Below are 25,606 nucleotides of genomic sequence, written 5' to 3' on the forward strand. Positions count from 1 at the left end.
GCTTTTATTGTTATGAACGTGAAGAGATGCGGCTTAATTCGTTTCTACAAGACCTCGCTTCGCGAGCAGGGCACGGGACACTCGGGATGCAGTTTTTCGCCCGAGTTCGGCATTGATGAACTCACCCACTTCGATCAATGCATCCAGATCGATGCCATGGTTCATGCCCAGGCCGTTCAGCAGGTAAATCACATCTTCGGTGGCAACATTGCCGGTGGCCCCTGGCGAATACGGGCAGCCGCCCAGGCCAGCAACTGAGCTGTCGAAGATCCGGACATCGGCCTCCAACGCAGCATGGATATTGGCGATGGCCATGCCATAGGTGTCATGAAAATGTCCGGCGAGAGCGCTGACGGGAACAACCTGGCGACAGGCATCGATCAATGTTTTCGTTGCCGCAGGTGTACCCGCGCCAATGGTGTCGCCCAGACTGACCTCATAACATCCCATCCCGAAGAGCGAAGCGCTGACCGCTGCGACGGCCTCGGGTTCGACGTGGCCTGTGAAAGGACAACCCATGGCGCACGAGACGTAGCCTCTGACCCTGACGCCGGCATCGCGCGCGCGCACCATCACTTCCTGATAGCGGCGCAGGCTTTGCGCAACAGAGCAGTTGATATTCTTTTGTGAGAACGCCTCGGAGGCGGACGCGAATATCGCGACCTCTCGGCAACCTGCCTCTATGGCTGCTTCCAGTCCTTTTACGTTGGGAACCAGCGCTGTCCAGGTTACGCCGGCGCGCGGTGTGAGCGCTTTGAGCACTTCGTCAGATCTCGACATCTGCGGTACCCAGCGTGACGAAACAAATGCTCCGGCTTCCAAAGTCCGCAAGCCCGCATCTGCCAGCCTTTCCAGTAACTGCACTCTGATCTGCGGCGGTAGTGTCCGCTTCTCATTCTGCAAGCCGTCTCTTGCACCTACCTCAACCAACCGGACAGGATCGTCGGCCATAATCATTACAGCGCTCGCTTTTGCTTAAGTAGTTCAGCCGCTTTGTCTGAACGCACATCACGAGCCTCGACCATCTGCTTGACCAGCCAGTTGACCTCTTCAGCTTTGGCTCCAGCGGAAAGCGCAATGTTGCGCGCATGCAAAGCCATGTGGCCGCGTTGTATTCCTTCAGTAGACAGAGCACGCAGCGCGCCCAGGTTTTGTGCCAGCCCGACGGCCACAGCGATTTCGGCGAGATCCTGCGCCGTCTTCACCCCCAGGATGCGTAGCGACAGTTGTGCCAGTGGGTGAGTCTTGGTCGCGCCGCCGACCAGTCCGACAGGCATGGGCATTTCCAGGGTTCCCACTAGATGACCCTTGCCATCTTTTTCCCAAGTGGTCAGCGAACCGTAATGTCCGTTACGGCAGGCATAGGCGTGTGCACCGGCTTCCACCGCGCGCCAGTCGTTACCCGTGGCGACGATAAGTGGGTCGATGCCATTCATAATGCCCTTGTTGTGAGTGGCTGCCCGATAGGGATCGACGACGGCAAAGTTGTAAGCGTCGAGGATCCCTTCAATGACGTCTTCGCCTTTGTAGGCTGCGGTCGTCAGCAGCTCAGGAGCAATGCGGATCTGGGCGCGGGCAAGACGCAGGTCGGCCAGGTTGGACAGAATGCGCAGTCGTACCTTGCCTCCGGTAATTTCTTCCATCAGCGGGGCTACTGCTTCAGCCATTGTGTTCACGGTGTTGGCACCCATGGCGTCCCGCACGTCCACGATAAGGTGGGCTACCAGCATCGGCCCACGAGGGCTCTGCGCGAAGGTATGCACTTCAATGTCGCGACAACCTCCGCCCAACTTGTTAAGCAGTTGATCCTTGCGGTTGGCGAGTTCGATGATTTCGTCTTTGCGGCGCAAAAGGCTCAGACGTGCATTGAAGGGATCTTCGATGTCGACAATCTGCACCTGGGCGCGCATTAGCGGCAGAGAACTGGATGTCTGGAAACCACCAGCCTCACGTGCCAGTTTCGCCATGAACGAGGCTGCCGCGACGACCGAAGGTTCTTCAACCACCAACGGCACGATGACGTCGCGACCATTAATCTGGAAGTTGCTTGCGACAGCGTAGGGTAATTCGAACTTGCCAATTACGTTCTCGATCATGCCGTCGGCGATTTCCAAGGGCAGGGCGCCGGCATCGCGTAGCAGGGCAACATCAGCTTCTGGAAGCTCGAGCAGTTCTTGCAAGTGACCCAGGCGTTCGGCCGGCGACATGCTGCGAAACATAGGGAGGCGGGAGTCGATACTCATGTGAAGAGTCCTGGTGCAGTTATTGTTGTTGAGTGGCTGTCACCCTATTCGTATGTGTCTGAGTAAAAAAGGTACAGTTTGGACAGACAGTACCTAAGCTGTACCCTCAGCGATTAATTCATTCAGGGGTTTTATGCGATGGCGCGGCTGACACTTGCCCAGCAACTGACGGCATCATTAGTCGAGCAAATCGGCAATGGCACCTACCGGGTCGGTGACCGGTTGCCATCACTGCGCGAGTGCATGCGCCTGTTTGGCCATTCGAAAAACACAGTGATTAATGCTTATGAATCGCTAGCCTCCCAAGGACTTGTCGAAGCGCGCCATGGGCAGGGCTTTTTCGTCAAACAAGGAGCGCCGAGCAGCAACGAACCGGAAGAACCGCTACCTTTCACCCGGGCGATGGACACCATCTGGCTCATGCGACAGCAGTTTGTCCGTGAACCCGGTCACTCGCCACTCGGTGAAGGTTTTCCGCCCGTAGAGTGGCTGATGGATTTGCGCCTGGACAAGTTCACTCGGCAGATCATGCGTATTGGTGTAACGACGCTTTTCCGATACGGCAACCGGCTGGGGAATGCCGCTCTTCGTCAACACCTGGTGCAAAAACTGGCTACCTACTCAATTGCTGCAAGCCCTCGCCAGATCGTCACCACCCATGGGGCCAATCACGCACTGGACCTGATAATCCGCCGCTTTATTGCCCCGGGGGATTACGTTTTTGTCGAGGATCCAGGCTATTACCCGCTGTTCGGCAAGCTGCAATTACAAGGAGCCCGGATGCTATCCGTACCCAGATTGCCGGATGGGCCGGACATGGAGGTGCTGGAGCAGCATCTGCTTCTGCATAAGCCAAAATTATTTTTCATGCAGTCTGTTGGGCACAACCCGACGGGCTCCGACATTTCACCCGGCAAAGCCCATCGGTTGGTTCAGTTAGCGCAAGAGCACAACTTCATCCTGGTGGACGACGACGCTTTGGCAGATTTCAAACCGGCATCGGCAATCAAGGTGTCTGCACTGGATCAGTTGCGACGCTCACTGTACGTGGGGAGCTTTTCCAAATCGGTTTCTGCGGCATTGAGGGTTGGGTTTATCGCAGGCAGTAAAGACATCATAGATGAACTGGGTGATCTGAAAATGCTGCTGCATACCAGCACCTCGGAGCTTTGTGAGCGAACCGTTGATGTCATTCTGACGGAGGGGCATTTCCTCCGACATCTAATCCGCTTACAAGAACGCTTAAAAAGTGCCACCGCGGCAGGTTTGCAGATGCTGGATGAAATTGGCGCCGAAGTATTCGTTCGTCCAGAGCAAAGTCTATATTTGTGGGCCAGGTTTCCTCACATTGACGATGCAAGGGAGCTAACCCGTCGACTACTTCCGAAGGGTTTCATGATCGCTCCGGGACACATTTTTTCACCGGAGCAATCGCGTATAAATCCATGGACGAGATTGAATGTCGCGTACCTGAATGATCCGTTACTCAAAGCAGTATTGAGCGGCTGAGTCGAACGCCAATTTCCTGCACTGGCGGTGCAGGCCTATAACTTGGAAAGAGCGAAGGTAATGGGAGCGAGTCAATTGATGGCATTGATGGGCTGAAAGGTCCTTTTTTCCTGCGCTCCTCAGAAAAACAAATGCCCCGACAAGTCGGGGCATTTGTTTTTGGCCTTGGCAGGCTGCGTTTGCACACAGTCTGTGCTGAGTGGCGTTTTTGTTTGTGTGTGATTTGCTGGGCTGTGCCGAGGAAAAGATCGCGAACTCTACATTCGTTCCGCCGCTTTCTGCGAAAACTATCCCTGAGCCCGTTTCTCAAGGAGGTAAGTGCAGGTAACAGGCCATTCGAAAAACTAGCCGCCTGTCGAAAAGCAAGACTTCACCCTCGGTGTGGGCTGGGGTGTGGGCTGTGGAGTTTTATCAAAAGCCAGAAACGACAAAGCCCTGAAAAATCAGGGCTTTGTCGTATAAAGATGGCGGAGGCGATGGGGTTCGAACTCATGGACCTGTTACAGTTGACCGGTTGAATCCACAGCCACAAACGGACATTCGAACTAGGTCCGCTTGTGGCCCTGGGTGTGTAAAAACGCACTCGTGGTTTCGAAGTCTGCGTTCCTACGTGGAATCAGGTGAAGACCCGCTACTCACAGACCTGAAATTTACGTAGGAACGCGATTTTCCTCATGGTCTCAGGCAGAGGCGTCAATCCAAATCTTTTTTACACGGTCTCGGCCGGCTCCTGCCTGTCGTCAATGGCTGAACGCAGTCCGACTTTATGTGGGGGACCGCGTCTCCGTCGCCGCGTACGCAGGAAAAGACATCATTGACTCGGCCGGAGGGTGCTCATAGGTTGAGGACAGCACGGCACTGAGTCGGTCGCCCAACAGGTTCCAGGCGCGTTTCTTCTCTTCGGCATAGTCGTGATGCAGGTAGTGCCGTCTTACCCGGGAGCCGGCCAGCACATGGTTTTGGCAGCGGTCGATGACGTCCAGTCGCCGTTCTGGCCGTCGTCAAGGACCAGCGTATCGTCATGACGCCGTCTGGAAAGGGCCTTGCGGTTTTTGAAGCGGGCCTGGCGGTCACCGACCTGTTTGCTCACTACCTTCATGTCCACATGCTGATCATCCTGCTTGTTCGGAAAGCACCACTGAGAATCTCCCGTGAGGTTTTTGAGTTCCTGAATGAAATGCAGGGCAAAGGGCGAGAGGAAGACATGGTGGTCTTGTTTCTTGCTGCGGGTGCCTTTGACGTTTTCACTGGGGAGGAACCACGTCTGTCGGTCCAGATCGACACTTTTCCATTCGGCCTGCAGCAACTCGCCAATCCGGCACAGCGTACCCAGGCTGATCCAAAGCGTGAGTTGAGTCTTCTGCTTGGAACAACCTGGATCCACAGCCGACTTCAATTCGAAGGAATGATGAAAAACGTCGCCATTGCAAAAAAGCCCGGCATTTGGCCGGGCTCTCTTTGAATGCAAAACATCGTTATCATCCACGCCTCACGGCCGCCAGATCCCGACATCCTGCGCATCCACCACCTTGGGCAACAAGCCGGCGGCAAAAAAAGCATCGGCGATTTTCTGTTGTTCACCCAACTCATCGCTTTTCACCGGCTGTACCTGATAGCTGCGATGGCTATTGGCGGTCTCGACCGTATCCAGGCCAAGGTTGCCCCACAACGGACTCAACACCTGAGCGGCTTCACGGGGATTGGTTTTTACCCAGCTACCGGTTTTTTCCAGTTGGTCGTAGACCACCTTGAGTACTTGCGGGTGCTCCTCGGCATAGCGGGTGCTGGTCAGGTAGTAGCGTTTGTAGTTGGCCAGGCCTGCGCCGTCAGCCAGCGTGCGGGTCGGCAGTTGCCGTTGGGCGCTGGTGAGGAAGGGTTCCCAGGTGACCCAGGCGTCGACCTTGTTGTTCTCGAAGGCGGCACGGCCATCGGCGGGCGACAGGTAGGCCGGTTGAATGTCCGAAAACGCCAGGCCGGCTTTTGTCAGGGCGGCGATCAGCAAATAGTGGCTGCCGGCGGCTTTGGTGACGGCCACTTTCTTGCCTTTCAAATCCGCTAATTGATGCAGGGACGAGTCCTTGTGCACGACGATTGCCTGGGCCGAAGGCGAGGGCGCTTCCTGGGCAAAGTAGGTCAGTCTGGCCTGCGCGGCCTGGGCGAAGATCGGCACGGTGTCCGCCACGTCGGCGCTGATGTCGACATTGCCGACATTCAGCGCCTCCAGCAGAGGCAGGCCGCTTGGAAACTCATGCCAGCTCACGTCGATGTTCTGCTGCGCGAGGGTTTTATCCAGGGTGCCTTGAGTCTTCAACAGGGTGATGAGGGTCGATGACTTCTGGTAGCCGATCCGCAGCGTTTCCCGCGCCTGGGACGGCAGGGAGAGCGTCAAGGCCAGCGCAACGACCAGACCGGCCAGCACGGGACGACGGAGTTTTGCTTCAGTGTATGGGGTGGATTTCGACATGGCACGCTCGATATCAGGAAAAGAAAGGTTCAACTGGCCTGAATAATATGGTTATAAAAAATACTTTATAAATACTTTTTAAGAATTAGCTTAGTGGGGTTTTCTTCCGTCAGAACGCGTACTGCAAACGGGTGTAGTAGTACCCGCCCGTGAAGCCGAACGGTGAAAAGCTGCCCCAGTTGTCGCCGAACGAAGAGTTGGGTACACCGATATGATCGGGGTATTTGTCGAACAGGTTCTGCGCGCCGACGGCGACGGTCAGCTGTTTGGTCAGTGCGTACGCGACATCGAGGTCAGTGATCCACTTGGCGGAGTATTCGCGGTCCAGGCTCGGATCGGCGGAGCTGTTGACCTCGGTGTAGGTGCCGAAACGGGTCAGGCGCAGGTTGACGTCGAAGTCGTGGATCGCCCAGTCGGCGGAGAAAATCGCCTTGCTACTGGGGGAGGTCTTGGTGATCAGCGCACGGGCCTGGCGACCGAGCAGTTGAAAGCTGCTGTTCAGGGCCGTGAGTTGCGACGGGGTATCGTTGACGCTGAGGATTTGCGTGTGGTTGTAGTTCAGCGCCGCGGTCCATCTCACCGAACCGAAGCTGTTCAGGTTCTGCCAGTAATTACCCACCACATCGACCCCTGAAGTGCGAGTGCTGGCGCCGTTGGTGAAGAATTGCGCCCCGGCGGTGGCCGGCACGCCGATGCTGTCGAGCAAGGCGGCGACGCCTGGCCCCTGGAAGCGTTCGCTGAGTACCAGGCGATCGCGCAGGTTGATCACGTAGCCGTCCACGGTCAGGCTCAGGTCTTCGCTAGGCGTCAGGGCGAAGCCGAGGCTGAAGTTGGTGGAGCGCTCGGGCTTCAGGGACTCGGCCCCGAGTGCCTGGGCGCCCGCCGAGTCCACCGGGAGGATCACGTAGTTGTAGGACTGGTAGACGCCATTGATGGTGTCGAACCCGGTCGAGCGTGCGGTGAAGACCTCGTTGGCCAGCGACGGCGCGCGAAAGCCATTGCTGATGCTGCCGCGCACCGAAAACACCGGGTTGAACTCGTAGCGGGTACTGAGCTTGCCGCTGCGTGTACTGCCCACGCCTTCGTTGTAATGCTCGTAGCGCGCCGCAACGCCCAGGTACCACTGCTCGACGGGGTAGAAGCCCAGGTCGATGTAGCTGGCGACGTTGTTGCGGCTGACTTTTTGCTCGTCGTCAGGGCTGATGCCGTTGGTGACCTGCGCGCCAGGATCGGGGCGTTGTCCGGCGCGCGGATGGCCGGCCGGGAACACGTAGCCGCCGTCAATGTAAGAGGCTTCGGAGCCCGCCCGGGTCTCGTAGCCATCGCGTCGATGCTCGAAACCGAAGGCGACATCCAGTGGCTTGGTCAGGCCGATGTCGTAGCTGTTTTTCAGGTCCAGGTTACTGGTCCACTGATCGGCGATGAAGATGCCGGAGGTGAATTTGTTCGGGGTGTTTTCCCCCAGTGACGGATTCTGGTTGTCATAGGTGCGCTGCTTGGCGTAGTTGCGCCCGTAGGTGCTGCTCAGGTCCCAGGCCCAACCGCCGAGATCATCACCTCGGGCGCCGAAGGCTGACTGGAAGTCGGTCTCGTTGATCAACCAGTAAGGGCTGTAGCCGTCGGGGAAACCGTTGGGACCGGTGGTGATGGTGTTGCGGCCGCTGGGCAGGCGGAAATTCTGGCCGTCGTTGTTTTCGCGGGTGGCCAGTGTCGAAAACGAGTACAGCGTGACGGCATCGTTCAGCGGCAGGTCGAGGTTGTAGGCAGCATCCGCCAACTGGCTGCGCGGCAAGCCGTAGCCTTTGTAAGTGTGATGGCTGGCCGTGGCCTCGCGCGGGTCGGGCGAACCGTCCGCCAATGGATAGTAATGTGAGCTGTAACCATTGCTGCCGGCCTTGTTGTCACGCTCCTGGTAGCGGGTATCGAGCGAGACATTGAACACGCCGGCGTCCCCGACTTCGAAGCCATAGTTGAGCGCTTCTTGCCCTGTACCGCGCTTACCGTCGTAGTTCTGGCCCAGGATCGTGTCCGAGCTGCCGCCGGTGGTCTGCTTGAGGATGATGTTGATAACCCCGGAGATGGCATCGGAACCGTATTGGGCGGCCGCGCCGTCACGCAGCACCTCGATATGATCGATGGCGGCCACCGGAATCAGGTCGAGATCGCTGGGTGCCGCACCGCTGTTGATGCCATTGATGTTCAGCGTCGCACTGGTATGCCGGCGCTTGCCGTTGACCAGTACCAGCACGTGGGAAGCGGTCAGGCCACGCAGAGTGGCCGAACGAACTACGCCGCTGGCATCCCAGCCCGCCCGGTCGGGCAGGTTGAACGACGGAATGAATTTACTCAGCGCCTCCAGCAGGCTTGGTTTGCCGACGGCGCGCAGTTGATCGCCGGTCACCACGTCAATCGGTGTCGGGCTGGTGGTGACGGTGCGTTGCTCGGTGCCACGGTTGCCGGTGACAACCACGGTGTTGAGGGTCGGCGAGCTGGTGTCGGCGGCCTCGATGTTGAACGAGGCAAGGCCGCAGGCAAACGACAACGGGACTAACAAGGGACGAAAGGAAGGCGCCGTTCGGCGCACCGGGCAGTTGAGCATGAAGGTGAAACTCCTGAATGGCTGGTGAATTCCGTGTCACTTCTTGCGAGCGGCGACGGCTTCGATTTCGACCAGGCCGCCGGGCAGCGGCAGGGCCACCACTTGAATGGCAGTACGTGCCGGTTTGTTCGGTTGCGCGGCGCTGCCGAAAAACGGCGTATAGCCTTCTTGCAGTCCGGCAAAATCCAGCTTGCCGCCCTTGGCCGGGTCTCCCACCAGGAACACCCGCAGTTGCACCACATCCCCGAGCCCCAGACCCTGGCCCTCCAACACGCCCTTGAGCTTGTTGAGGATCGAAGTGGTCTGGGTCGCGGTGTCGCCATAGGCGGCAAAGGAATCCTTGGGCGCTTTCGGGTCGTGCAGGTCGGCCAGCAGGCCACTGACGAACAGCAGGTCGGTTTGTGCCGGCACGGACACCGCCAGCGAAATCGGAAAGTTCGAGTTGGGCAGGGCGATACGTTTGATCTCGTCGGCGTGGCTGCCAAGGGTGGTCGCGGTCATGAGCAGTCCTGTCAGCAAAGTGATGGTTTTCATCGTTCAATCCTTTTATTGAGTGAGTCAGGCGGCCACGCCCGGTTGATTGCGTTCGGCATGTCGGCCGATCAGCGAAACGATGCGCCGCGCCGAGTCGGCGGCGCTGTTCTGCCAGATGCCGACGCCGCCATGGGCCAGGGCATCGCTGGCCAGATAGGTGCGGCCCTGGGGTTGGTTGAGGAGGTGGTAGGCGTTCTCGCCGACCTCGTCGTTGACGATCCACGGGCCTTTGCTGAACGGCACCTTGGCCCAGTTGATGGCCACCGGTTTTTGCAGCTTGGTGCTGTGTCCGGGGTGCAGCAGTTCCACGGCTTGCCGGGAGGAGGCGAATTGTTCGGCGAGGGATTTCTTGCTGAAGGCCTGGGCCGATTCGCTGGTGTTGTAGGCCGCGACCAGAATTCCTTGGGCGCTATTGAGGCGATCGCTGGGGTACCACAAGCCTTTGACTTCATGGTCCAGGTAAGAAAGGCCACCGTAGATGTTGAAGTCGGTTTCCCAGAACCGCGGCGACTGCCAGGCGACCTTGTTCGCCTGATCGCTTTGTGCGGTCTCAATCGCTTGCTTGAACGGTTGGCTGAAGTTGCTCGGTAACTTCGCCAGCAGCGGCAGCGGCACGGTGACGATGGCGTAATCAGCGGTCAGGGTCTGGGTGGTACCGGTCTTGCGATCGCGGTAGGCGATGCGGCTGCCTTGCTCGGAAGTCTGGATGTCACTGACTTCGGCATTGAAGCGCACCGCATCCTTGAGTTTTTCGTAGAACGCATAGGGAATGCGGTCCATGCCACCGACCGGCTGGAACATGGTCGAGGAAAACTCCGGTATCTCATCGAATACCAACGCGCCCCAGAGCTTGGGATTGAGCAGAGTTTGCAGTTCCAGTGGGGCGCGGGTGATACCGGTTTGATCACCCGCGCCGGGCACCCGTGTGTACCCCGAACGCACCGAACCTTTGTATTGAAGGTCGGCATTCAGGTCGCCATAGACCTTGAGGAAACTCAGCAGCGCCTTGCGGTCGTCGGCGCTCAAGTCCTGGTCCAGAGCCTTGCGGCTGACGGTTCGCGCCAGCAACTCGGACAGTTGCCCACGAGTGTCGTTGACCGCCTGGCGCAACTGGAATGCCGGTTGTTTCGGGTCCGGCAAGGCCAGTGCGTTGCGGCTGCTGTTGACCAGCACTTGCAGCTCTACGCCCAACTCACGGCAGTAGCCGAGGATGGTCTGGTGGTGGCTGGGGATGCGCGCAGGGCCTGCGTTGAAGAACTGCCCGTCATCGAAGTCGACGGTCTGGCTGACGCCATCGTCGAAATCGACTTTGGTACCGCGGCGCAAGGTCCAGTTGCGTCCACCCACGCGCTCGCGGGCTTCAAGAATGGTCACGCTGAAACCGGCCTTGCGCAGCTCGTAGGCGCTGACCAGCCCGGAAATACCGGCACCGACCACCACCACATGCTTGCCTTTGCCACTGCTGCCCAGTTGCAGCGGATTGAACGTCGATGCCACGGCCTGGGGCGTCAGCCCCAGTGCACCGAGGGCGCTGACAGCGGCAGAATAGCCACCGACGGCGGCAATGCGGGAAATCAGTTCCCTGCGGGTGAAAGCCATAAAAGTGCTCCTTGGCATGCTTGTCTGTATGGGGGTTAAAGGTCGTAGCGCACGGACAACAAGAGGGTTCGCGGGTCGTTGATCGCGTAATAGCGGGCGCCGCTGGACGGTACGAAGCCGACCGATTGCGGGTACGCGCGATCGAGCAGGTTTTTCACCGACAGCGTGGTAGTCCAGTGGCCGTCGCCGGAGATGTAGCGGGTGTTGGCGTTCCAGAAGGTCTGCTGGGGGATTTCCTGGATGTCGTCGTTCAGAGCGTTGGCGAAGGACTTGGTCTGGAACTGGGCATCAGTGCCCGCCAGCCAGGCGCCAGGCAATCCAGCCGGGATGGTGTAATTCAGGCCGACGCTGGCGTTCCAGCGCGGTGAAAACACCAGATGCTTGCCATTGGCGTCGACACCCGCGCCACCGGCGTTTTGGAAGTCGTCGTACTGGCTTTCCAGGTAACCGACATTGGCGGTCAATTGCAGGTCGTTGGTCAGTGCGGTCAGGGTTTCCAGCTCGACGCCGTAGGTGTGCGCCTTGCCGACGTTGGTCCGCAGGCTGACGCCCAGTGCCGGGTCATAGGCGTTGGTCTGCAGGTCTTTGTAGTCGTTATAGAACAGCGCGAGGTTGGCGCGCAGACGACGGTCGAAGAAGTCACCCTTGAAGCCGGTTTCCCAGGTGGTCACGTCTTCCGGTGAAAACGCCTGTTCGGCGGCGGCCTTGGTCGGCGCGCGGTTATCGTAGCCACCGGCCTTGAATCCCTTGGCCACGTAGGCGTACTGGTTCAGGTGCGGGGTCCAGGCGTACTCGAAGCCGAGTTTCGGGCTGGTGGACTGCCACGACTTGCTTGAGTCGGCGCTGAAGTTGGTCCCTGTGATCTGTCGGCTGGTGGTGATGGCGTAGTTGGTGTAATCGAAATTCTTGTGCTCGCGGGTAAACCGCAGTCCGGCGATCAGCGCCAGCTGTGGCGTGATGTTGTAACTGCCCTGGCCATAGAGGGCGTAGCTCTCGGTATTGGTTGTGCTGTATTGGCCCTGACCGATCACCCGGTTGCGCGCGATGGAAAAGGTCAGGTTGTCGCGCTCGGCGTCGAAACTTTCGTGGTACAGGTACAGGCCGGTGCTGAAGCTGAAATCGTCGTAGTCGCCGTTGAGCTGCAATTCCTGGGTGGTGTAGTCCTGGTTGTAGTTGATCAGGTTGTTCTGAATCAGGGCTGCCTGCCCCGAGTTGTCGTAGTCCACCGGTTGGTTGAATGCGGAGTAGGCAGTCACTGATTTGACGTTCAGATGGTCGTCAATCGTGTAGATCGCGCGCAGCACCGAGCTGCCCTGGTCGAGTCGGTTTTTCGGATTTAGGCTGCTGTAGCTCTTGAATTTGTCGAAGTGACCGTTGGCATCGAACGGCGTGTAACTGGTGGTATCGCCACGGTCGAACGTACCGGCCAGGGTCAGCTGCACATCCCAGGGTGAATCGTCGGGGTTGTAGCGCAGCTTGCCGCGATAGGACTGGATGTCGATGTTGTTCACATCCGTGTGGCGTGTCGGGTCGGAGACGGTGCCGTCACGGGTCAGGCGAATCGCCGAGAAGCTGCCGAACAATGCGTTGTCTACCAGCGGACCGCTGATCAGCAGGCGGCCGTTCTGCGCGTTGTAGTCACCGGCGCCGAGTTCGAAGAAACCACGGGTTTCCTGGGTCGGATCGCGGGTGATTACGCGGATCGCACCGGCGCTGCTGTTACGCCCATACAGCGTGCCTTGCGGGCCGCGCAGCACTTCGACGCGTTCGACGTCGTTGAAGTCGAGCATCGAGGAAATGGCTCGTGGGATGTACAGGTCATCGGCGTAGACCGCGACGGCCGACTCCTGGATCGGGTCGGTTTCACCGATGCCACGAATCCCGTAAGTCTGCGCGCTGTAGGAGATCGACTGGCGGCTGAGGGTCAGGTTCGGCACCTGTCCGGAGAGGTCGCGAATGCTTTTGATCTGCTTGTCCTCGAGGGCCTTTTCGTCGAATGCGGAAATTGCCAGCGGGGTCTTTTGCAGGTCTTCTGTGTGGTGTTCGGCGGTGACGGTAACGACAGGGAGGGCACCATCCTTGGTGTTTTCTTCGGCGTGAGCCGACAAGCCGAATATCGCCAGCGACACGGCCAGCGTCAGACGGTTTGAGCGGAAAGTGTTGTGCATGGTGAACCCCGGGTGTGTAAGTGCTGCGTTGGCGTTGTTGTATTTCTTTGGGCAAAGCGTTGCCGGGGCCGTGGTTTGAGGACCATGGCAGCGGTGGCTTGAGCCGGTTTCTGGTTTGGATGCAGCGGTTGACCGTGGAGTGGTGTCGGCCGGAAAAGCGGTAGTTCCGTGGGCCTCCACCTGGTCAGGGGTCGGTGATGGTTGTAACAATATTTATATAAGTGGCGGCTGTAAAAGTCCGATTAGTTATAAGTTAATTATAAAAAATAGGCATTAAGTCGTTAATCAAAATGCGTAAGTCTGATGTTGTGTGTTGGCCGCAAAAACGAAATCGCGGGCAAGCCACGCTCCCACAGATAATGCAAAACCTGTGGGAGCGTGGCTTGCCCGCGATGACGTCAGTTCGGTAGAAACTCAATACCCGCGTTGCACGTTCGCCTGATTCTCCAACGCCAGACCATTGAGAAACCGCTCGAGATTGCCCAGGAAACTGTCGGCGATTTCATGGCGGCTGTTGCTGGAAATCGCCGAGGTATGGGGTGACAAACGCACCCGCGGATGGGCGTAGAGCGGGTGACCGTCCGGCAAGGGTTCGGGTTCGGTGACGTCCAGCGACGCCAGGCCGATGCGTCCGGTGTCCAGTGCTTCCAGCAACGCTTGATGGTCGAGCAGGCAACCACGGGCGATATTGATCAAGTGCAAGCCAGGTTTGGCGTTGGCGAGCACCGCACTATCTACGATATGCCGAGTGGCGTCGGTCAACGGTGCGGCCAGCACCAGATGATCGGAGCGCGCAAACAGCTCATGGATGTCCCGCGCCGCTTCGACACCTTCAACCTCGAACGGCGTCTGACTCTGACGCAGCGCCAGTACCTTGATGCCCAGGGCGTGGGCCTTGGTCGCCAGGCTGCGGCCAATGGCGCCAAAGCCGAGAATCCCCAGCGTGGTGCCCTTGAGCGGGGTCAGCGCCGTGAAATTCCATTGCGAATCATGCACCCAGATATCAGGCAGACGCTTGGCCGCGGCGAAAATCGCGGCCAGGGCGAACTCGGCGATGTTATCGGCGGCGCTGCCCCGCGAGGTGCTCACCGGCGGGCCGTTGAACAGCCATTGCGGGTAGAAGTCGATGCCTGACGACACCACTTGAATCCATTGCAGTCCATAGGGCCAGCCCGGTGGCGGTGTGTCCGGGGCCTGATAGCCACGCACATTGATTGGCCGTGCCAGCAGAATGCCGACTTCCGCCGGCAGATCGCTAGGCACCCCGGCCGGCACGCCGATGACGCGGGCCTCGGGATGAGATTGACTGAGACGCTGGCGGATCACTTCATTGAAATCTTCATCCAGTTGGCTGGCGATGACAAGCTGGCTCATGGGCGCTCCTTAATCTGGCGCTGGGCGAATACGGCTTTACCGACGCCTTGCAGAATGGCGTCGTTTTGCGGGGTGTGGACGCGGCTGCACAGCACGTCGCGGTAATGCCGTTGCAGCGGATTATTACGTGACAGGCCCGAATTGCCGGACGCCTCGATGGCCAGCTCGACGGCACGAATCGCATTGCCGGTCACCAGGTATTTCAGCTGTGCCGCATTGTTGGCCGGCGTGTGGCCCTCGGCGGCGGCATCGAGCAAACTACGGTTGGCGAACAGCAAAGTGTCTATGTGGCCGACGGTTTCCTGAAAGCGCGGCAGGGTCGACAACGCTGCGCCGAGGTTGGACGGCGCTCGGGTTTCCAGCCATTGCACCAACCAGTCGCGGGCGGCTTGGGCAACGCCGTCGTAGACCGATGACAGCAACACCGACATCCACAGAAAACCATCACCATCGAGTTCGGGTTGCGGCGCGCTCCAGCGGCTGACGCTGACCGCGTGATCCAGCGGCACCAGCACGTTGTCGAACACCACTTCATGGCTGCACGTGGCGCGCATGCCCAGATGATCCCAGTTTTCGATGATGCTGATGCCCGGCGTGTCCTTGTGTACGAGCCAGGCACCGACTAGCGGATCTTCATCGCTACTGCGCGCCCAGACGCTGAACCAGCTCAGGCCATGGCTGCCGGTGGAGTAGATTTTTCGGCCGCTGATCCGCCAGCCAGCCGAAGTGCGTCTTGCGACGGTTGCCGGCAGACCGCCGCGCGCGGGAGTGCCGAGATCGGGTTCGACGCGCAAGGCGTTGATCAGCGCGCCTTGCTCGACGGCGTTCCGGGCCACTTGCAGGCGCAACGCTTCGGGCCAGTTTCGATTGTCTTGCAGGCGTGAGTGCTGGAGGTACTGCATCACCAGGATCAACGCCGTCGAAGGCTCGCCTTTGGCGATTGCGCTGATGGCTTTGCGCGCCTGCGTCAGGTTCGCGCCGCCACCACCCAGGGCTTTGGGCACGGTCAGCGCAACCAGGTCGTGCTCATGCAACAGCTTGAAGTTGTCATGGGGGAAAGCGCCGCTTTCGTCATAAACGTGGGCAGTGGCGCCCAGCTGTTCGCTGATGCGTTCAAGCAAGGCTTCGAAATTGGCCACTTCGACCGAGCGCAGTACGGGTGGGTGTTGGGATGGAAGACTCATTGTGATTTCACTCGATCAAAAAAGGTGAGAGCCGGCTCATAGCGCAAGCAGCTTGAACTGTCGGTCCCAAAGCGGGCTGACATCGAGCCGTTCGCTCAACACTCCCGCGTTGAAGAACAGGTCTGCCACTTCTTGCTGCGAGGCGATGGCCTGATCGTTCACTTCGATGATTCTCGAGGCCTGGCTGCGGTTGTTGTACATGTCGAGGAACACGGTTTTATCGACACCCAACAGTTGCGCCGATTTGGCGGCCCAGGGCTCGGGGTTGTTGTTGATCCACTCCAACGTGCGGGCTTGTCGTTGCAGATAGTCCTGAATGGCCTGCTTGCGCAGCGGGTCTTCCAGCGCGGCGGGGCGCGCGGCGATCAGGTAGTTGCCGGACAAATACCCCAGCGCGGTTTTCAGCACGCGGGCGCCACTGCGGAATTTCGCCAACTGGATGAACACGCCATAAATCACCCAGGCATCGAGCTGTTCGCTCTGGAACGCGCTGAAGCCATCTTGAGGCGTGAGCGCCACGGCGGTGATGTCCTTCATGGTCAGGCCTTGTTCTTTCAGTGCCTTGATCAGGAAGTAGTGCGAGGTGGTGGAGCGCACGTAGCCGACCCGCTTGCCGCGCAACTGCCCGACCGATTCGATGTTCGAGTCCTTGGGTATCAGGAACACCTGGTTGTTCACGTCGCCTTGCAGCACCGCGATCAGTCTCGGTTGACGGTGACTCTGGATCGAGAAAATCGGCGGGATTTCACTCATCCCGCCAACGTCCAGACTCCCCGAGGCCAATGCTTCGACGATCAGGTTGCCGCCGGCGAATTCCGCGTATTCAACTTTGTAAGGGGTATTGGCGGTACCGGCGTCTTCGGTGAAGTACGAGTCCTGGCCGCGATAAGTGGCGACGCCCAGGGTCAGGTCCGCGAGGCTGTTTGCTTTGGCGAACGCACGGGAGGCCAGTCCCAGTGAGGACAGCCCCAACGCGCCAAGGGCGATCGAGCTGGCCGTGAGAAAGCCGCGACGATTGAACTGTCCCTGTGTGATCTTTTTCGTCATGGTCAGGCCCTTGTCAGATGGCAATTTGCACGGGCGTTTGTCCGAGCAGTTGTTCGACCGCACGCAATATCGGAGCGGCTTCGGTGCGCACCAACCAGTCCGGGCTGACCTCGGCGAAGGCCACCGTGCCGTCCCGGGCGATGACCACGACGGTCGGCTGCGGCAACTCCCAGGTGCCAGTGCCGGTGGTTTCACCGATGCTGTTGCCTTTGGCCAGCGCGGCGTTACGTGAGGCTTCATCGAAGCTGTAGAGAATGCCCAAGCGTCGACCCAGGTGATTGTCCGGGTCGCTGGCCACTTGCAGCTCAAGGTTGTGGCGGGTCTTGATGTCCACCAGGCGTTCAGGCACCTGCGGGCTGACCGCCACCAGCGGTACGCCCAGTGCGTGCAGTTGCGCATAGAGCTGACGCTGGTACCAGGGCAGGGTGATGTTGCAGGCCGGGCAACCGGCGAATCGGAAGAAAATCAGCACCGCCGGCCCCTTGGCCAGCAATTCGTCACGGCTCAGGCTGCCGCCTTCGACCTTCAATAATGTGAAGGGCTCAAGGGAGTCGCCGACCTTGACGAAGTCTTCGGCCTTGGTTTCATCCACCAGGCGTTGGCGCTGATCGATGTTGACCTGCAGGGCTGCCGGTTCCCAGGTCGCCACGCGTTGTGCGTGCAAGTCCGCCAGCAGCTGGTTGAGGGATTCGCTCATGCCAGTGCCTCGCTTTTTACCTGCGCCTTGACGGCGAGGCGCGCGTAACGATTGACGGGGACTTGCAGGCCCAGGTTGTCGCGCAGGGTGTTGCCGCTGTACTCATCGCGGAACAGGCCGCGTTGTTGCAGCACCGGTACCACCAGTTCGGTGAAATACTGCAAGCCGTCCGGCAACAATGAATTGATGATGAAGCCGTCCGCTGCACCCTGTTCGAACCACTTCTGCAGCGCGTCGGCGACTTGCTCTGGAGTACCAACGAAATCGCGGCGCGGCCGGGAGAAGCGCAGGGCGACTTCACGCAAGGTCAGGCCTCCCTCCCGAGCAAGCTGCTTGATCCGGTCCGACCCGCCTTTCTGGCTGTTGGAGCCCAGATCGCCCAGCTCGGGGAACGGCGCATCCAGTGGGTACTGGCTGAAGTCATGGTCATTGAATGGCCGGCCTAGGGCGACAATGGCGTCTTCGATCGTCACCAGCTCAACGGCTTGCTGATAGCGGCTTTCCACTTCGGCCTCATCGCGGCCAACGATCGGGCGGATGCCCGGCAGGATCGACAGCTTCTGCGGATCGCGTCCGAAATGGGCAGCGCGCTTTTTCAGGTCCTGATAGTAGGCGTGCGCATCGTCGAAACCTTCGGGGCTGACGAAAATCGCATCGGAGTTTTCCGCGGCGAAATTGCGTCCGGCCTCAGAAGTCCCGGCCTGGAAAATCACCGGCTGGCCTTGCTGCGAACGGGAAATGTTGAGCGGGCCTTTCACTGAGAAAAACTCGCCCTTGTGTTCCAGGGCATGCAGTTTGCCGGGGGTAAAGAATTCGCCGCTTTGCTTGTCGTAGGCAAAGGCATCGTCTTCCCAGGAATCCCACAGGCCCTTGACCACATTCACATGCTCTTTGGCGATGCGGTAGCGCACGGCGTGCGGCGGGTGCTCGGTCTTGCCGAAGTTGTCGGCGGTGCCGCTGAGCCACGACGTCACCACGTTCCAGCCGGCGCGACCGCCGCTGATGTGATCCAGCGAAGCGAACTGGCGGGCGACCTGGAACGGCTCGGTGTAGCTGACCGTGACGGTCGCAACCAAACCGATGTTGTGCGTTGTGGCCGCTAGCGCCGAGAGAATGGTCAACGGCTCGAAGCGGTTGAGGTAGTGCGGGCTGGACTTCTCGTGGATGTGCAGGCTGTCGGCGATGAACACGAAATCGAACTTGGCCGCTTCGGCCAGATGTGCCTGTTGCTTATAGAAATCGAAGTTCACGCTGGCGTTGGGCTGGGCCTGCGGGTGGCGCCATTCGCCCCATCCGTGACCGACGCCATGGACCATTGCACCGAGTTTCAGTTGGCGTTGATTGCTCATGGTGTTACTCCTTTATCCGTCGCATCGTTAGCGGGATGCCTGGTTGAGTGGGGCGCGCTTGGCGTTGAAGCTCTTGTCGAAGCCTTGGGATACGTCGATGTGTTTGCCGAGAATGCCTTCTTCCTGATAGATGTCGGCGGTGGTTTGCAGACCGCCGATGACCTGGTCGTCAATCTGCACCGGTTGCATGTGCGTGCCCTTGGCCACGGCGATGTGCACATCCAGCGGCAGGCCGGTGACGCGCGCCTGGGCGGCGGCATATTCCTCGGGATGGGCGTTGGTCCAGCGGTAGGCGCGATCGACCCGGGCGATGAAATCGTCCAGTTGCTGGCGTTTGCCGGTGATCGCCTGGCTGGTGGCGGCGAAGTACAAATGATTGGTCAGCAAGGTTTCGCCGCTGACCAACACTTTGGCCTGGCTTTGGGTGGTGGAAATGGTGGTGTAGGGATCCCACGTCGACCAGGCGTCCGCGCTGCCGTTATCCAGCAGGATTCGCGACTCGCTCGGCAGCAGGTAGATGAACTGCACGTCGTGGGTACTCAGGCCGGCATTGCGCAAGGCTTTGATCGCCAGGAAGTGGCCGATGGAGCCGCGGGTGGTGACGACTCGCTTGCCCTTGAGATCGCTGGCGTTGTTGAGCGGTGAATCCTTGGGCGCGAGGATGGCCGTGGTGTAGCGACCCTCGGCATGTACGATGCTGACCACTTTGATCGGCGCTCCGGCTCCGAGAGCGAACACGTAAGGCGCATCGCCCAGGGCACCGATGTCCACCGCACCGGCATTCAGCGCTTCGCCGAGCGGTGCGGCGGCCGGAAACTCTGAGAACTGGATGTCGTAGGGCACGTTCTTCAGCTCGCCGGAGACTTCCAGCAGCACTTTGATCGTGGATTTCTGATTGGCCACCAGCAGTGGCTGAAGGTCTGCGGCGTGGGTGGTCGCACAGAAGGTGAGGGCGCCGGCGATCAACAATCGTTTGACGGGCAGGGTAAAGCTCATGACGGCGTACTCCAGGCGGATCTTGCTGAGATGGGTCACCTCCGCCTGGAGAAGGGGTCGGTCTGGCTTTAACGTTATTCCTATAAGAATTGTCTGTGAAATTCTTTTTGGTTATATATTAATTATTAAAAAAAGTAATTATATTAATTGTTAATATGCTCTATATGTATTTTGTAGGCCGCGACCATGCAGGCGAGCCCTGAGTAAAGAAGGGGAGGTGCGGAGCAGGAGGGCTTCCTGTGCCTTGCAAAGAACACAGGAAGCGAGGGGGAGCTTCAGATCACGAAAAAGCCATGGGTGCCGTCGCGAGCCAGTTGGTCGACCAGTCCGAACTCCCAGTCCAGGTAGGCCTGCATCGCTTCGCGCGGGTTGTCGGTGCCTTCATAAGGGCGGCGATAGCGATCGATACGCGGTGAGGCCAGCCGGGTTTCGCCTTCCTCCAGGGGTAGTTGCGCAGCGATCCAGTTGGCCGTGCCGCCCTTGAGTAGAAACACCGCCTTGCCGGTCAACGCCTCGACCTCTGCCACCGCCAGTCGAGCCAGCTGACTGCTGCCGCAGGTCAGCACGTAGCGCTCGGCTGACGGCACCTTGGCCAAGGCTTCGCGCAGTTGCCCGCGCAAGGCCCACCACGCACCCGGGATATGGCGCTTGACGTAGTTGGCGCTGCTGGTGAAATCCAGCACCGCGCTATCGCCATGGCTCAACCATTGCGCCAGTGTCTGCGGGCTGATTTCCTCGGCCTGTCGTGGCGCGGGAACGGGCGCCTGCCACGCACCTTTCTCGCTGAAGTGCGCAGGCTGCACGTCATCGAGCACATGCACTTGCCAACCCAGTTGCGCGAGCCAGGAAGCCGACATGTTGGCTCGCACGCCATCGTCGTCGACCAGCACCAGGCGTGCGCCGCGCACACTGGCGAAGTGGTCGGTTTCCTGCACCAATTGGCCGCCGGGTGTCGAGCGGGCGGCGGGCAGGTGGCCGGCTGCGAATTCTTCCGGAGTGCGCACGTCGAACAGATAGGTACTGCGGGTCGGCTCCTGTTGCCAGCGTTGCAAGTCTGCCAGCGTGGCACGACCCACCAACGCTTTGTCGGCGACGCGACGGGCATCGCGGGCGGCAGTTTGCCGATGCTTTTCGCTGGTCGGCGCGAATTGGCGCGACTGCCCGTGCTGCAGTTTCTGTCCAGCCAGGGTCCAGCCGATGGTGCCGTTGCGCAAGGCCGAAACCGGGTTGGCGATGCCGGCGTTGATCAGCGATTGAGTGCCGATAATGCTGCGGGTGCGGCCGGCGCAGTTGACGATGATGCGCGTGGCCGGGTCCGGTGCCAGTTCCCGGGCACGCAGCACCAGCTCGGCCCCCGGTACGCTGATGCCGGTGGGAATGCTCATGGTCTGGTATTCATCGAAACGCCGGGCATCGAGCACCACCACGTCGGCCTCGCTGTCGAGCAGTGCCTGGACTTCTTCCGCCGCCAGCGACGGCGTGTGGCGCTGGCTTTCCACCAGTTCGCCGAAGGCTTTGCTCGGCACATTGACGTCGATGAACAACTCGCCACCGGCGCGGCGCCAACCGTCCAGTCCACCTTCGAGCAGGCTGACGTTGATGTAGCCCAAGTCCTGCAAACGCTGAGCGGCGATGGTCGCCAGCCCTTCACCATTGTCGTAGACGGTCACCTGGGTATCGCGCCGTGGAATCCGTGAGTACACCTCTAGCTCAAGCTTTGACAATGGAATGTTGGCCGCGAACAGTGGGTGTGATTCGGCGAAGGGCGCTTCTTCGCGCACATCCACCAGCGCCAGTTCTTCTCGGTTCAGCAGGGCCTGGCGTATTTCAGCGTAGGAGCGGGTGAGTGCAGTGCTCATAGGGCTTGGCTCTCTTTGGACAGATCCCAGATGTTGGGGAGAAAGGCGTTGGAGTAACCGGAGATGAACAGCTTCTCGCTGCCGTCGGCCTGGTACACCGCACGGCGCACGGCCCCGATGTTGGCGCCGTAGACATGGATGCTGATCGAGACCTGGTCATCGAAGGCGTTGCTGACCTGGTGAATGTCTCCGATTTTTGGCGACACCGCTTCGACCTGACCTGGCCGCAGCTGCACCCGACCACCGTCGGTGATCAAGGCACCGTCGCTGCTGCGCTGGAAACCTTGCGAATACTCTGCGCCGCGCAACATGCCGATCAACCCCCAGACCCGATGGTCATGGATCGGCGTGCTTTGCCCCGGCCCCCAGACAAAACTGACGATACTGAAGCGCTGCCGTGAATCGGCGTGCAACAGAAATTGCTGATAGCGCTCCGGATTCGGCTGGGCAAAGTCTTCGGGCAGCCAGTCATCATGGCTGACCAGTTGACTGAGGAGTTTGCCGCCACGATGCAACAGATCACCCTCGCGAGGGTTGCTGTCGATCAATTCCGCCAAGGCGCCTATGAATGCTCTGAGTCTCTCCGGGTGTCGGGCCTGGGTCATGGCGATTCCATCGTTCGTTGTGAAAGTTGACCCTTGGATTTAAGCATAATGTTTTATATCAATATGCGATTGTTTAATGATTAGGTTATAGCTGAAAAGAATTTATAACCCTATCGCATAGCGCCAGAAGCTATTGATCGGTCGCCCGGCGTGGGGCGGGCTATCCTTCTCTTGACAATGGAACTATGCTTTTCGGACATCTTAATGACTGTTCTCTATGTGCGGGCCAAATGAAAATTGATGATATCGACGCCTTTGTCGAAGTGATTCGTTGCCAGTCCATCAGCCATGCCGCCGAGTCGTTGCAGTTGACTCAGCCGGCCATCACGCGGCGCGTGCAGAACTTTGAGCAGGCGTTGGGCGTGGAGTTGTTCGATCGCAACACCAAACCGCTCAAGCCCACGCTGATCGGTACGCGGGTGTATGAACAGTGCCGTTTGATCCTGCGGGAAATGGATGCGCTGCGCGAGCTGGTTGCCACCGACGCACCGCCCACCGGGTTGTTACGCCTGGGCGTTCCGCAAACCATTGGCGATGTGGTGCTGCTTGATGCGCTCAAGCATTTGCGCATCGAGTACCCCGAGCTGCGGGCTCAGGTGGCCACGGGCTGGGGCAGTCAATTGGTCGCAAAGATCGAGCGAGGTGAGCTGGACGCAGCGGCGGCGCTGTTCCCGGCCGGCAAGATTTTCCCGGACAACATTGTCGGCGAGTCGATTGGCAAGATGGAGCTGGTGGTGGTGTGTGCCAAGTCCCAGTTGCCCAAGCGTCCGTGCAAGCTCGCCGACGTTTACCAGAGTGGCTGGATTCTCAATCCCGATGGCTGCGGCTTCCGCGCCGGGTTGCAGCGAACCCTCTCGGACCAAGGCCTGGCCTTGCGGGTCAATCTGGAAACCTTCGGCACCGAACTGCAACTGGGCCTGGTCGCCGATGGCATGGGACTGGGGTTGGTGCCACGTCCGTTGCTGGAGCGCAGTGCTCATTTCGAACAGTTGGCGGTGATGCCGCTCAAGGACTTCAAGCCGGTGATGGACCTGTGGCTGATCTATCCGCATTTCCTGGGCAATCTGCAAGGGCCGGTCAATGCCTTTGGCAAACTGGTCGCCGGATCACTGCAGAAGATCAAGCGTGCAGCGTGATGCTCGGGCAGAAATATAATAAAAAAAAATAATAATTAGCTTAGATTAAAATGTGCTTTTTATTATTTTTTGCCTTCCCATAGGCTTGCTGGAGATCCTTAAGGCCATCCAGGAAGTTTTGCCATGAGTAGCGTCAGTCCGTTATCCAGCGTCTCGAAAAATGTTCGCCAACGGGTCAGTCCCGAAGAATGGGAAGTGCGTGTAAAACTGGCTGCGGCCTATCGGCTGGCGGCCCTGTTCAAGTGGACCGATCACATTTACACGCATTTTTCCGCACGGGTGCCGGGGCCGGACGAACATTTCCTGATCAACGCCTTCGGGTTGTTGTTCGACGAAATCAGCGCCTCGAATCTGGTCAAGGTCGACATCGACGGCACCATCGTCGACGACCCCAGCGGGCTCGGCATCAACCCTGCCGGTTATGTGATCCACAGTGCGATTCACGCGGCACGGCCAGACCTGCAAGCAGTCCTGCATACCCATACGCGCGACGGCATTGCAGTGTCCGCTCAGCGCGACGGATTGTTGCCGATCTCCCAGCATTCGATCGGTTTTTCCGGGCGAGTGGCTTATCACGGTTACGAGGGCGTGGCGCTGGATCTGGACGAACGTGAGCGCCTGGTGGCGGACCTGGGCGACAAGAGTGTGTTGATCCTGCGCAATCACGGCTTGCTCACTGCGGGCATCAGCGTCGAGCATGCGTTTCAACAGCTGCACGGTCTGGAGCGGGCCTGCAATATCCAGATCGCGGCACAGGCTGCTGGCAACGCCGAGTTGATCTTCCCGCCAGCCGAAGTGGTGGCCAAGGTCGAGAAACAGGCCGAGGTATTCAAGAGCGGCGACGGGCCGGGCGTGGCGCGGCACTGGGATGCGCTGATCCGTCAGCTGGAGCGTAGCGATACGACTTATAAAGAGTGATCAGGATTCAGTATTGAAAAAGGGGCTTACCGTGAGGTAAGCCCCTTTTTCATACCGTTGCATTTGCTTGGGATCAGGCGACTTTTTCCGCCGCTTGCCGCTCACGTTCGGCCACCAGTTTGCGGGTCAGCGGGATCAGGCGCTTGCCGTAGTCGATGGCGTCTTCAAGCGGATCGAAGCCACGAATGAGGAACGTGGTGATGCCCAGGTCGTAGTAGTCGAGCAACGCTTCGGCCACTTGTTGCGCAGTGCCGACCAGTGAGGTCGAGTTCCCTTGCGCGCCAAGCAGTCCAGCGATACCGGTCCACAGTCGCTTGTCCAGACGCGAGCCCTGGGCGGCAGCGGCGAGCAGGCGGCGAGAGCCTTCGTTGGGTGGGTCGCGGCGCACAAATCCGTTCTGCTCGGCCAGCGCGGAGGCCTGTTGCAGGATGCGCTCGGCGCGTTCCCAGGCCTGATCTTCGGTGTCTGCCAGAATCGGGCGCAGCGACAAACTGAAACGAATGCTGCGACCATGTTTGGCGGCCTCGGCGCGCACTTGTTTCACCACGTCGCGCACCTGTTCGTAGGTTTCGCCCCACAACGCATACACGTCCGCATGCTTGCCCGCCACTTCAATGGCCGCCGTCGATGAACCGCCGAAATACAAGGGAATGTGCGGCTGTTGCGGTGACTTCACGGCTGAGTGCGCACCCTCGACCTGGTAATACTTGCCCTTATAGTCGAAGGGTTTTTCGCTGGTCCATTCCTGCCGCAGCACATCGAGGTATTCGTCGGTGCGCGCATAGCGCTCGTCCTTGTCGATGTAGCTGCCATCGGCGCGCAGTTCCCGATCATCGCCGCCGGTGATGATGTGGACGGCGGTGCGCCCGCCATTGAAGACGTCAAGGGTGGTGAACTGCCGTGCGGCCAGGGTCGGCGCGGCAAAACCCGGGCGATGGGCAATCAGGAACTTGAGATTTTTCGTCACGCTGGCGGCGTGTGAGGCAATCAGCGTGCTGTCCGGGCTGTTGGAGTGGAAGGCTATCAAGGCTCGATCGAACCCGGCCTCGTCATGGGCGCGTGCAACTTTCTCCACGTACTCGGGCTGCAGGGTGGGGCCGCTGCGAGGGTGGATTTCCGAAGAATGGTGACCGCCGATGTAGCCGATGAATTCAATCGTCATGGGGAGTTCCTTTTCATTGAATAGATGTGATTCAAGCCTCCACCTGGCATTGGGGTCGGTCTGTAGAGCCAAAAATAGGCGTAGCAGGGTGTGGCTGTGAAATGCCGTTTGGTTCTAAGTTAATTATTAAAATAATGAATGACTGAAATTGTCGTGTATGAGT

Annotated in this window: 19 protein-coding genes and 1 pseudogene; 3 read left to right on the forward strand and 17 right to left on the reverse strand. The window is 59.3% G+C overall.

All coding sequences use genetic code 11. The annotated features are described in order from the left end of the window. Positions 1 to 33 precede the first annotated feature (33 nt). Together AC3ITY_RS14210 and AC3ITY_RS14215 are read right to left on the reverse strand one after the other, a co-directional pair. On the reverse strand, positions 34 to 951 hold the full coding sequence (locus AC3ITY_RS14210) for a hydroxymethylglutaryl-CoA lyase (RefSeq protein ID WP_489310871.1): 918 nt from the start codon (positions 949 to 951) through the stop codon (positions 34 to 36). Positions 952 to 956: 5 nt separating this feature from the next. Further along, a complete protein-coding gene (locus tag AC3ITY_RS14215; protein ID WP_489310018.1) occupies positions 957 to 2,243 on the reverse strand; it encodes a hydroxymethylglutaryl-CoA reductase, degradative in 1,287 nt (428 codons plus the stop codon). A 138-nt stretch (positions 2,244 to 2,381) separates the two neighbouring features. On the opposite strand from AC3ITY_RS14215, the gene AC3ITY_RS14220 reads away from it, so the two are divergent. Beyond that, positions 2,382 to 3,752: an aminotransferase-like domain-containing protein gene (locus AC3ITY_RS14220; RefSeq protein ID WP_489310020.1), complete on the forward strand. Its 1,371-nt coding sequence runs from the start codon at positions 2,382 to 2,384 to the stop codon at positions 3,750 to 3,752. A 764-nt stretch (positions 3,753 to 4,516) separates the two neighbouring features. Here the strand turns inward: AC3ITY_RS14220 and AC3ITY_RS14225 are convergent. From AC3ITY_RS14225 to AC3ITY_RS14290, 14 genes and pseudogenes are all read right to left on the reverse strand, one after another. Further along, positions 4,517 to 5,118 (reverse strand): annotated as a pseudogene (locus AC3ITY_RS14225) (tyrosine-type recombinase/integrase); the annotation flags it as partial. Between the two features lie 123 nt (positions 5,119 to 5,241). Beyond that, positions 5,242 to 6,216 (reverse strand): aliphatic sulfonate ABC transporter substrate-binding protein, encoded by a 975-nt coding sequence (locus AC3ITY_RS14230; RefSeq protein WP_489310022.1) that lies wholly within the window; start codon positions 6,214 to 6,216, stop codon positions 5,242 to 5,244. A 109-nt stretch (positions 6,217 to 6,325) separates the two neighbouring features. Further along, complete coding sequence (locus AC3ITY_RS14235) at positions 6,326 to 8,815, reverse strand: TonB-dependent receptor plug domain-containing protein (protein WP_489310024.1); 2,490 nt, start codon at positions 8,813 to 8,815, stop codon at positions 6,326 to 6,328. A gap of 36 nt (positions 8,816 to 8,851) precedes the next feature. Continuing rightward, positions 8,852 to 9,349, reverse strand: coding sequence for a RidA family protein (locus AC3ITY_RS14240; RefSeq protein ID WP_489310026.1), 498 nt, complete (start codon positions 9,347 to 9,349; stop codon positions 8,852 to 8,854). Between the two features lie 24 nt (positions 9,350 to 9,373). Beyond that, positions 9,374 to 10,948, reverse strand: a complete 1,575-nt coding sequence (locus tag AC3ITY_RS14245; protein WP_489310028.1) for a flavin monoamine oxidase family protein — start codon at positions 10,946 to 10,948, stop codon at positions 9,374 to 9,376. Between the two features lie 35 nt (positions 10,949 to 10,983). Beyond that, a complete protein-coding gene (locus AC3ITY_RS14250; RefSeq protein ID WP_489310030.1) occupies positions 10,984 to 13,116 on the reverse strand; it encodes a TonB-dependent receptor in 2,133 nt (710 codons plus the stop codon). Between the two features lie 414 nt (positions 13,117 to 13,530). Then, a complete protein-coding gene (locus AC3ITY_RS14255) occupies positions 13,531 to 14,490 on the reverse strand; it encodes a D-isomer specific 2-hydroxyacid dehydrogenase family protein (RefSeq protein ID WP_489310032.1) in 960 nt (319 codons plus the stop codon). Next, complete coding sequence (locus AC3ITY_RS14260; RefSeq protein WP_489310034.1) at positions 14,487 to 15,674, reverse strand: acyl-CoA dehydrogenase family protein; 1,188 nt, start codon at positions 15,672 to 15,674, stop codon at positions 14,487 to 14,489. Before AC3ITY_RS14260 ends, AC3ITY_RS14255 begins: the two co-directional genes overlap by 4 nt. A 36-nt stretch (positions 15,675 to 15,710) precedes the next feature. Next, positions 15,711 to 16,721, reverse strand: a complete 1,011-nt coding sequence (locus AC3ITY_RS14265; protein WP_489310036.1) for an ABC transporter substrate-binding protein — start codon at positions 16,719 to 16,721, stop codon at positions 15,711 to 15,713. A gap of 13 nt (positions 16,722 to 16,734) precedes the next feature. Beyond that, positions 16,735 to 17,418, reverse strand: coding sequence for a peroxiredoxin-like family protein (locus AC3ITY_RS14270; RefSeq protein WP_489310038.1), 684 nt, complete (start codon positions 17,416 to 17,418; stop codon positions 16,735 to 16,737). Then, entirely contained in the window at positions 17,415 to 18,767 is a 1,353-nt protein-coding gene (locus AC3ITY_RS14275; RefSeq protein ID WP_489310040.1) for an LLM class flavin-dependent oxidoreductase, read from the reverse strand. The genes AC3ITY_RS14270 and AC3ITY_RS14275 overlap by 4 nt, the downstream gene beginning before the upstream one ends. A gap of 27 nt (positions 18,768 to 18,794) precedes the next feature. Next, positions 18,795 to 19,763, reverse strand: a complete 969-nt coding sequence (locus AC3ITY_RS14280) for an ABC transporter substrate-binding protein (protein WP_489310042.1) — start codon at positions 19,761 to 19,763, stop codon at positions 18,795 to 18,797. A gap of 275 nt (positions 19,764 to 20,038) precedes the next feature. After that, entirely contained in the window at positions 20,039 to 21,622 is a 1,584-nt protein-coding gene (locus AC3ITY_RS14285; protein ID WP_489310044.1) for a rhodanese-related sulfurtransferase, read from the reverse strand. Then, positions 21,619 to 22,227, reverse strand: a complete 609-nt coding sequence (locus AC3ITY_RS14290; protein WP_489310046.1) for a cysteine dioxygenase family protein — start codon at positions 22,225 to 22,227, stop codon at positions 21,619 to 21,621. The genes AC3ITY_RS14285 and AC3ITY_RS14290 overlap by 4 nt, the downstream gene beginning before the upstream one ends. A gap of 230 nt (positions 22,228 to 22,457) precedes the next feature. Between AC3ITY_RS14290 and AC3ITY_RS14295 the strand changes: the two genes are divergently transcribed. Beyond that, positions 22,458 to 23,363, forward strand: coding sequence for a LysR family transcriptional regulator (locus AC3ITY_RS14295; protein ID WP_489310048.1), 906 nt, complete (start codon positions 22,458 to 22,460; stop codon positions 23,361 to 23,363). A gap of 123 nt (positions 23,364 to 23,486) precedes the next feature. Further along, complete coding sequence (locus AC3ITY_RS14300; RefSeq protein ID WP_489310050.1) at positions 23,487 to 24,281, forward strand: class II aldolase/adducin family protein; 795 nt, start codon at positions 23,487 to 23,489, stop codon at positions 24,279 to 24,281. 73 nt (positions 24,282 to 24,354) lie between these two features. Here the strand turns inward: AC3ITY_RS14300 and AC3ITY_RS14305 are convergent, their stop codons facing one another. Next, positions 24,355 to 25,443, reverse strand: a complete 1,089-nt coding sequence (locus AC3ITY_RS14305) for an LLM class flavin-dependent oxidoreductase (protein WP_489310052.1) — start codon at positions 25,441 to 25,443, stop codon at positions 24,355 to 24,357. Between the last annotated feature and the right edge of the window lie 163 nt (positions 25,444 to 25,606).

This window comes from Pseudomonas sp. GL_091, assembly GCF_057837725.1.

Bases quoted from the DNA above. Each gene is read 5' to 3' on its own strand.
- AC3ITY_RS14210 (WP_489310871.1), bottom strand. From the start codon at position 951: ATGGCCGACGATCCTGTCCGGTTGGTTGAGGTAGGTGCAAGAGACGGC.
- AC3ITY_RS14215 (WP_489310018.1), bottom strand. From the start codon at position 2,243: ATGAGTATCGACTCCCGCCTCCCTATGTTTCGCAGCATGTCGCCGGCC.
- AC3ITY_RS14220 (WP_489310020.1), top strand. From the start codon at position 2,382: ATGGCGCGGCTGACACTTGCCCAGCAACTGACGGCATCATTAGTCGAG.
- AC3ITY_RS14230 (WP_489310022.1), bottom strand. From the start codon at position 6,216: ATGTCGAAATCCACCCCATACACTGAAGCAAAACTCCGTCGTCCCGTG.
- AC3ITY_RS14235 (WP_489310024.1), bottom strand. From the start codon at position 8,815: ATGCTCAACTGCCCGGTGCGCCGAACGGCGCCTTCCTTTCGTCCCTTG.
- AC3ITY_RS14240 (WP_489310026.1), bottom strand. From the start codon at position 9,349: ATGAAAACCATCACTTTGCTGACAGGACTGCTCATGACCGCGACCACC.
- AC3ITY_RS14245 (WP_489310028.1), bottom strand. From the start codon at position 10,948: ATGGCTTTCACCCGCAGGGAACTGATTTCCCGCATTGCCGCCGTCGGT.
- AC3ITY_RS14250 (WP_489310030.1), bottom strand. From the start codon at position 13,116: ATGCACAACACTTTCCGCTCAAACCGTCTGACGCTGGCCGTGTCGCTG.
- AC3ITY_RS14255 (WP_489310032.1), bottom strand. From the start codon at position 14,490: ATGAGCCAGCTTGTCATCGCCAGCCAACTGGATGAAGATTTCAATGAA.
- AC3ITY_RS14260 (WP_489310034.1), bottom strand. From the start codon at position 15,674: ATGAGTCTTCCATCCCAACACCCACCCGTACTGCGCTCGGTCGAAGTG.
- AC3ITY_RS14265 (WP_489310036.1), bottom strand. From the start codon at position 16,721: ATGACGAAAAAGATCACACAGGGACAGTTCAATCGTCGCGGCTTTCTC.
- AC3ITY_RS14270 (WP_489310038.1), bottom strand. From the start codon at position 17,418: ATGAGCGAATCCCTCAACCAGCTGCTGGCGGACTTGCACGCACAACGC.
- AC3ITY_RS14275 (WP_489310040.1), bottom strand. From the start codon at position 18,767: ATGAGCAATCAACGCCAACTGAAACTCGGTGCAATGGTCCATGGCGTC.
- AC3ITY_RS14280 (WP_489310042.1), bottom strand. From the start codon at position 19,763: ATGAGCTTTACCCTGCCCGTCAAACGATTGTTGATCGCCGGCGCCCTC.
- AC3ITY_RS14285 (WP_489310044.1), bottom strand. From the start codon at position 21,622: ATGAGCACTGCACTCACCCGCTCCTACGCTGAAATACGCCAGGCCCTG.
- AC3ITY_RS14290 (WP_489310046.1), bottom strand. From the start codon at position 22,227: ATGACCCAGGCCCGACACCCGGAGAGACTCAGAGCATTCATAGGCGCC.
- AC3ITY_RS14295 (WP_489310048.1), top strand. From the start codon at position 22,458: ATGAAAATTGATGATATCGACGCCTTTGTCGAAGTGATTCGTTGCCAG.
- AC3ITY_RS14300 (WP_489310050.1), top strand. From the start codon at position 23,487: ATGAGTAGCGTCAGTCCGTTATCCAGCGTCTCGAAAAATGTTCGCCAA.
- AC3ITY_RS14305 (WP_489310052.1), bottom strand. From the start codon at position 25,443: ATGACGATTGAATTCATCGGCTACATCGGCGGTCACCATTCTTCGGAA.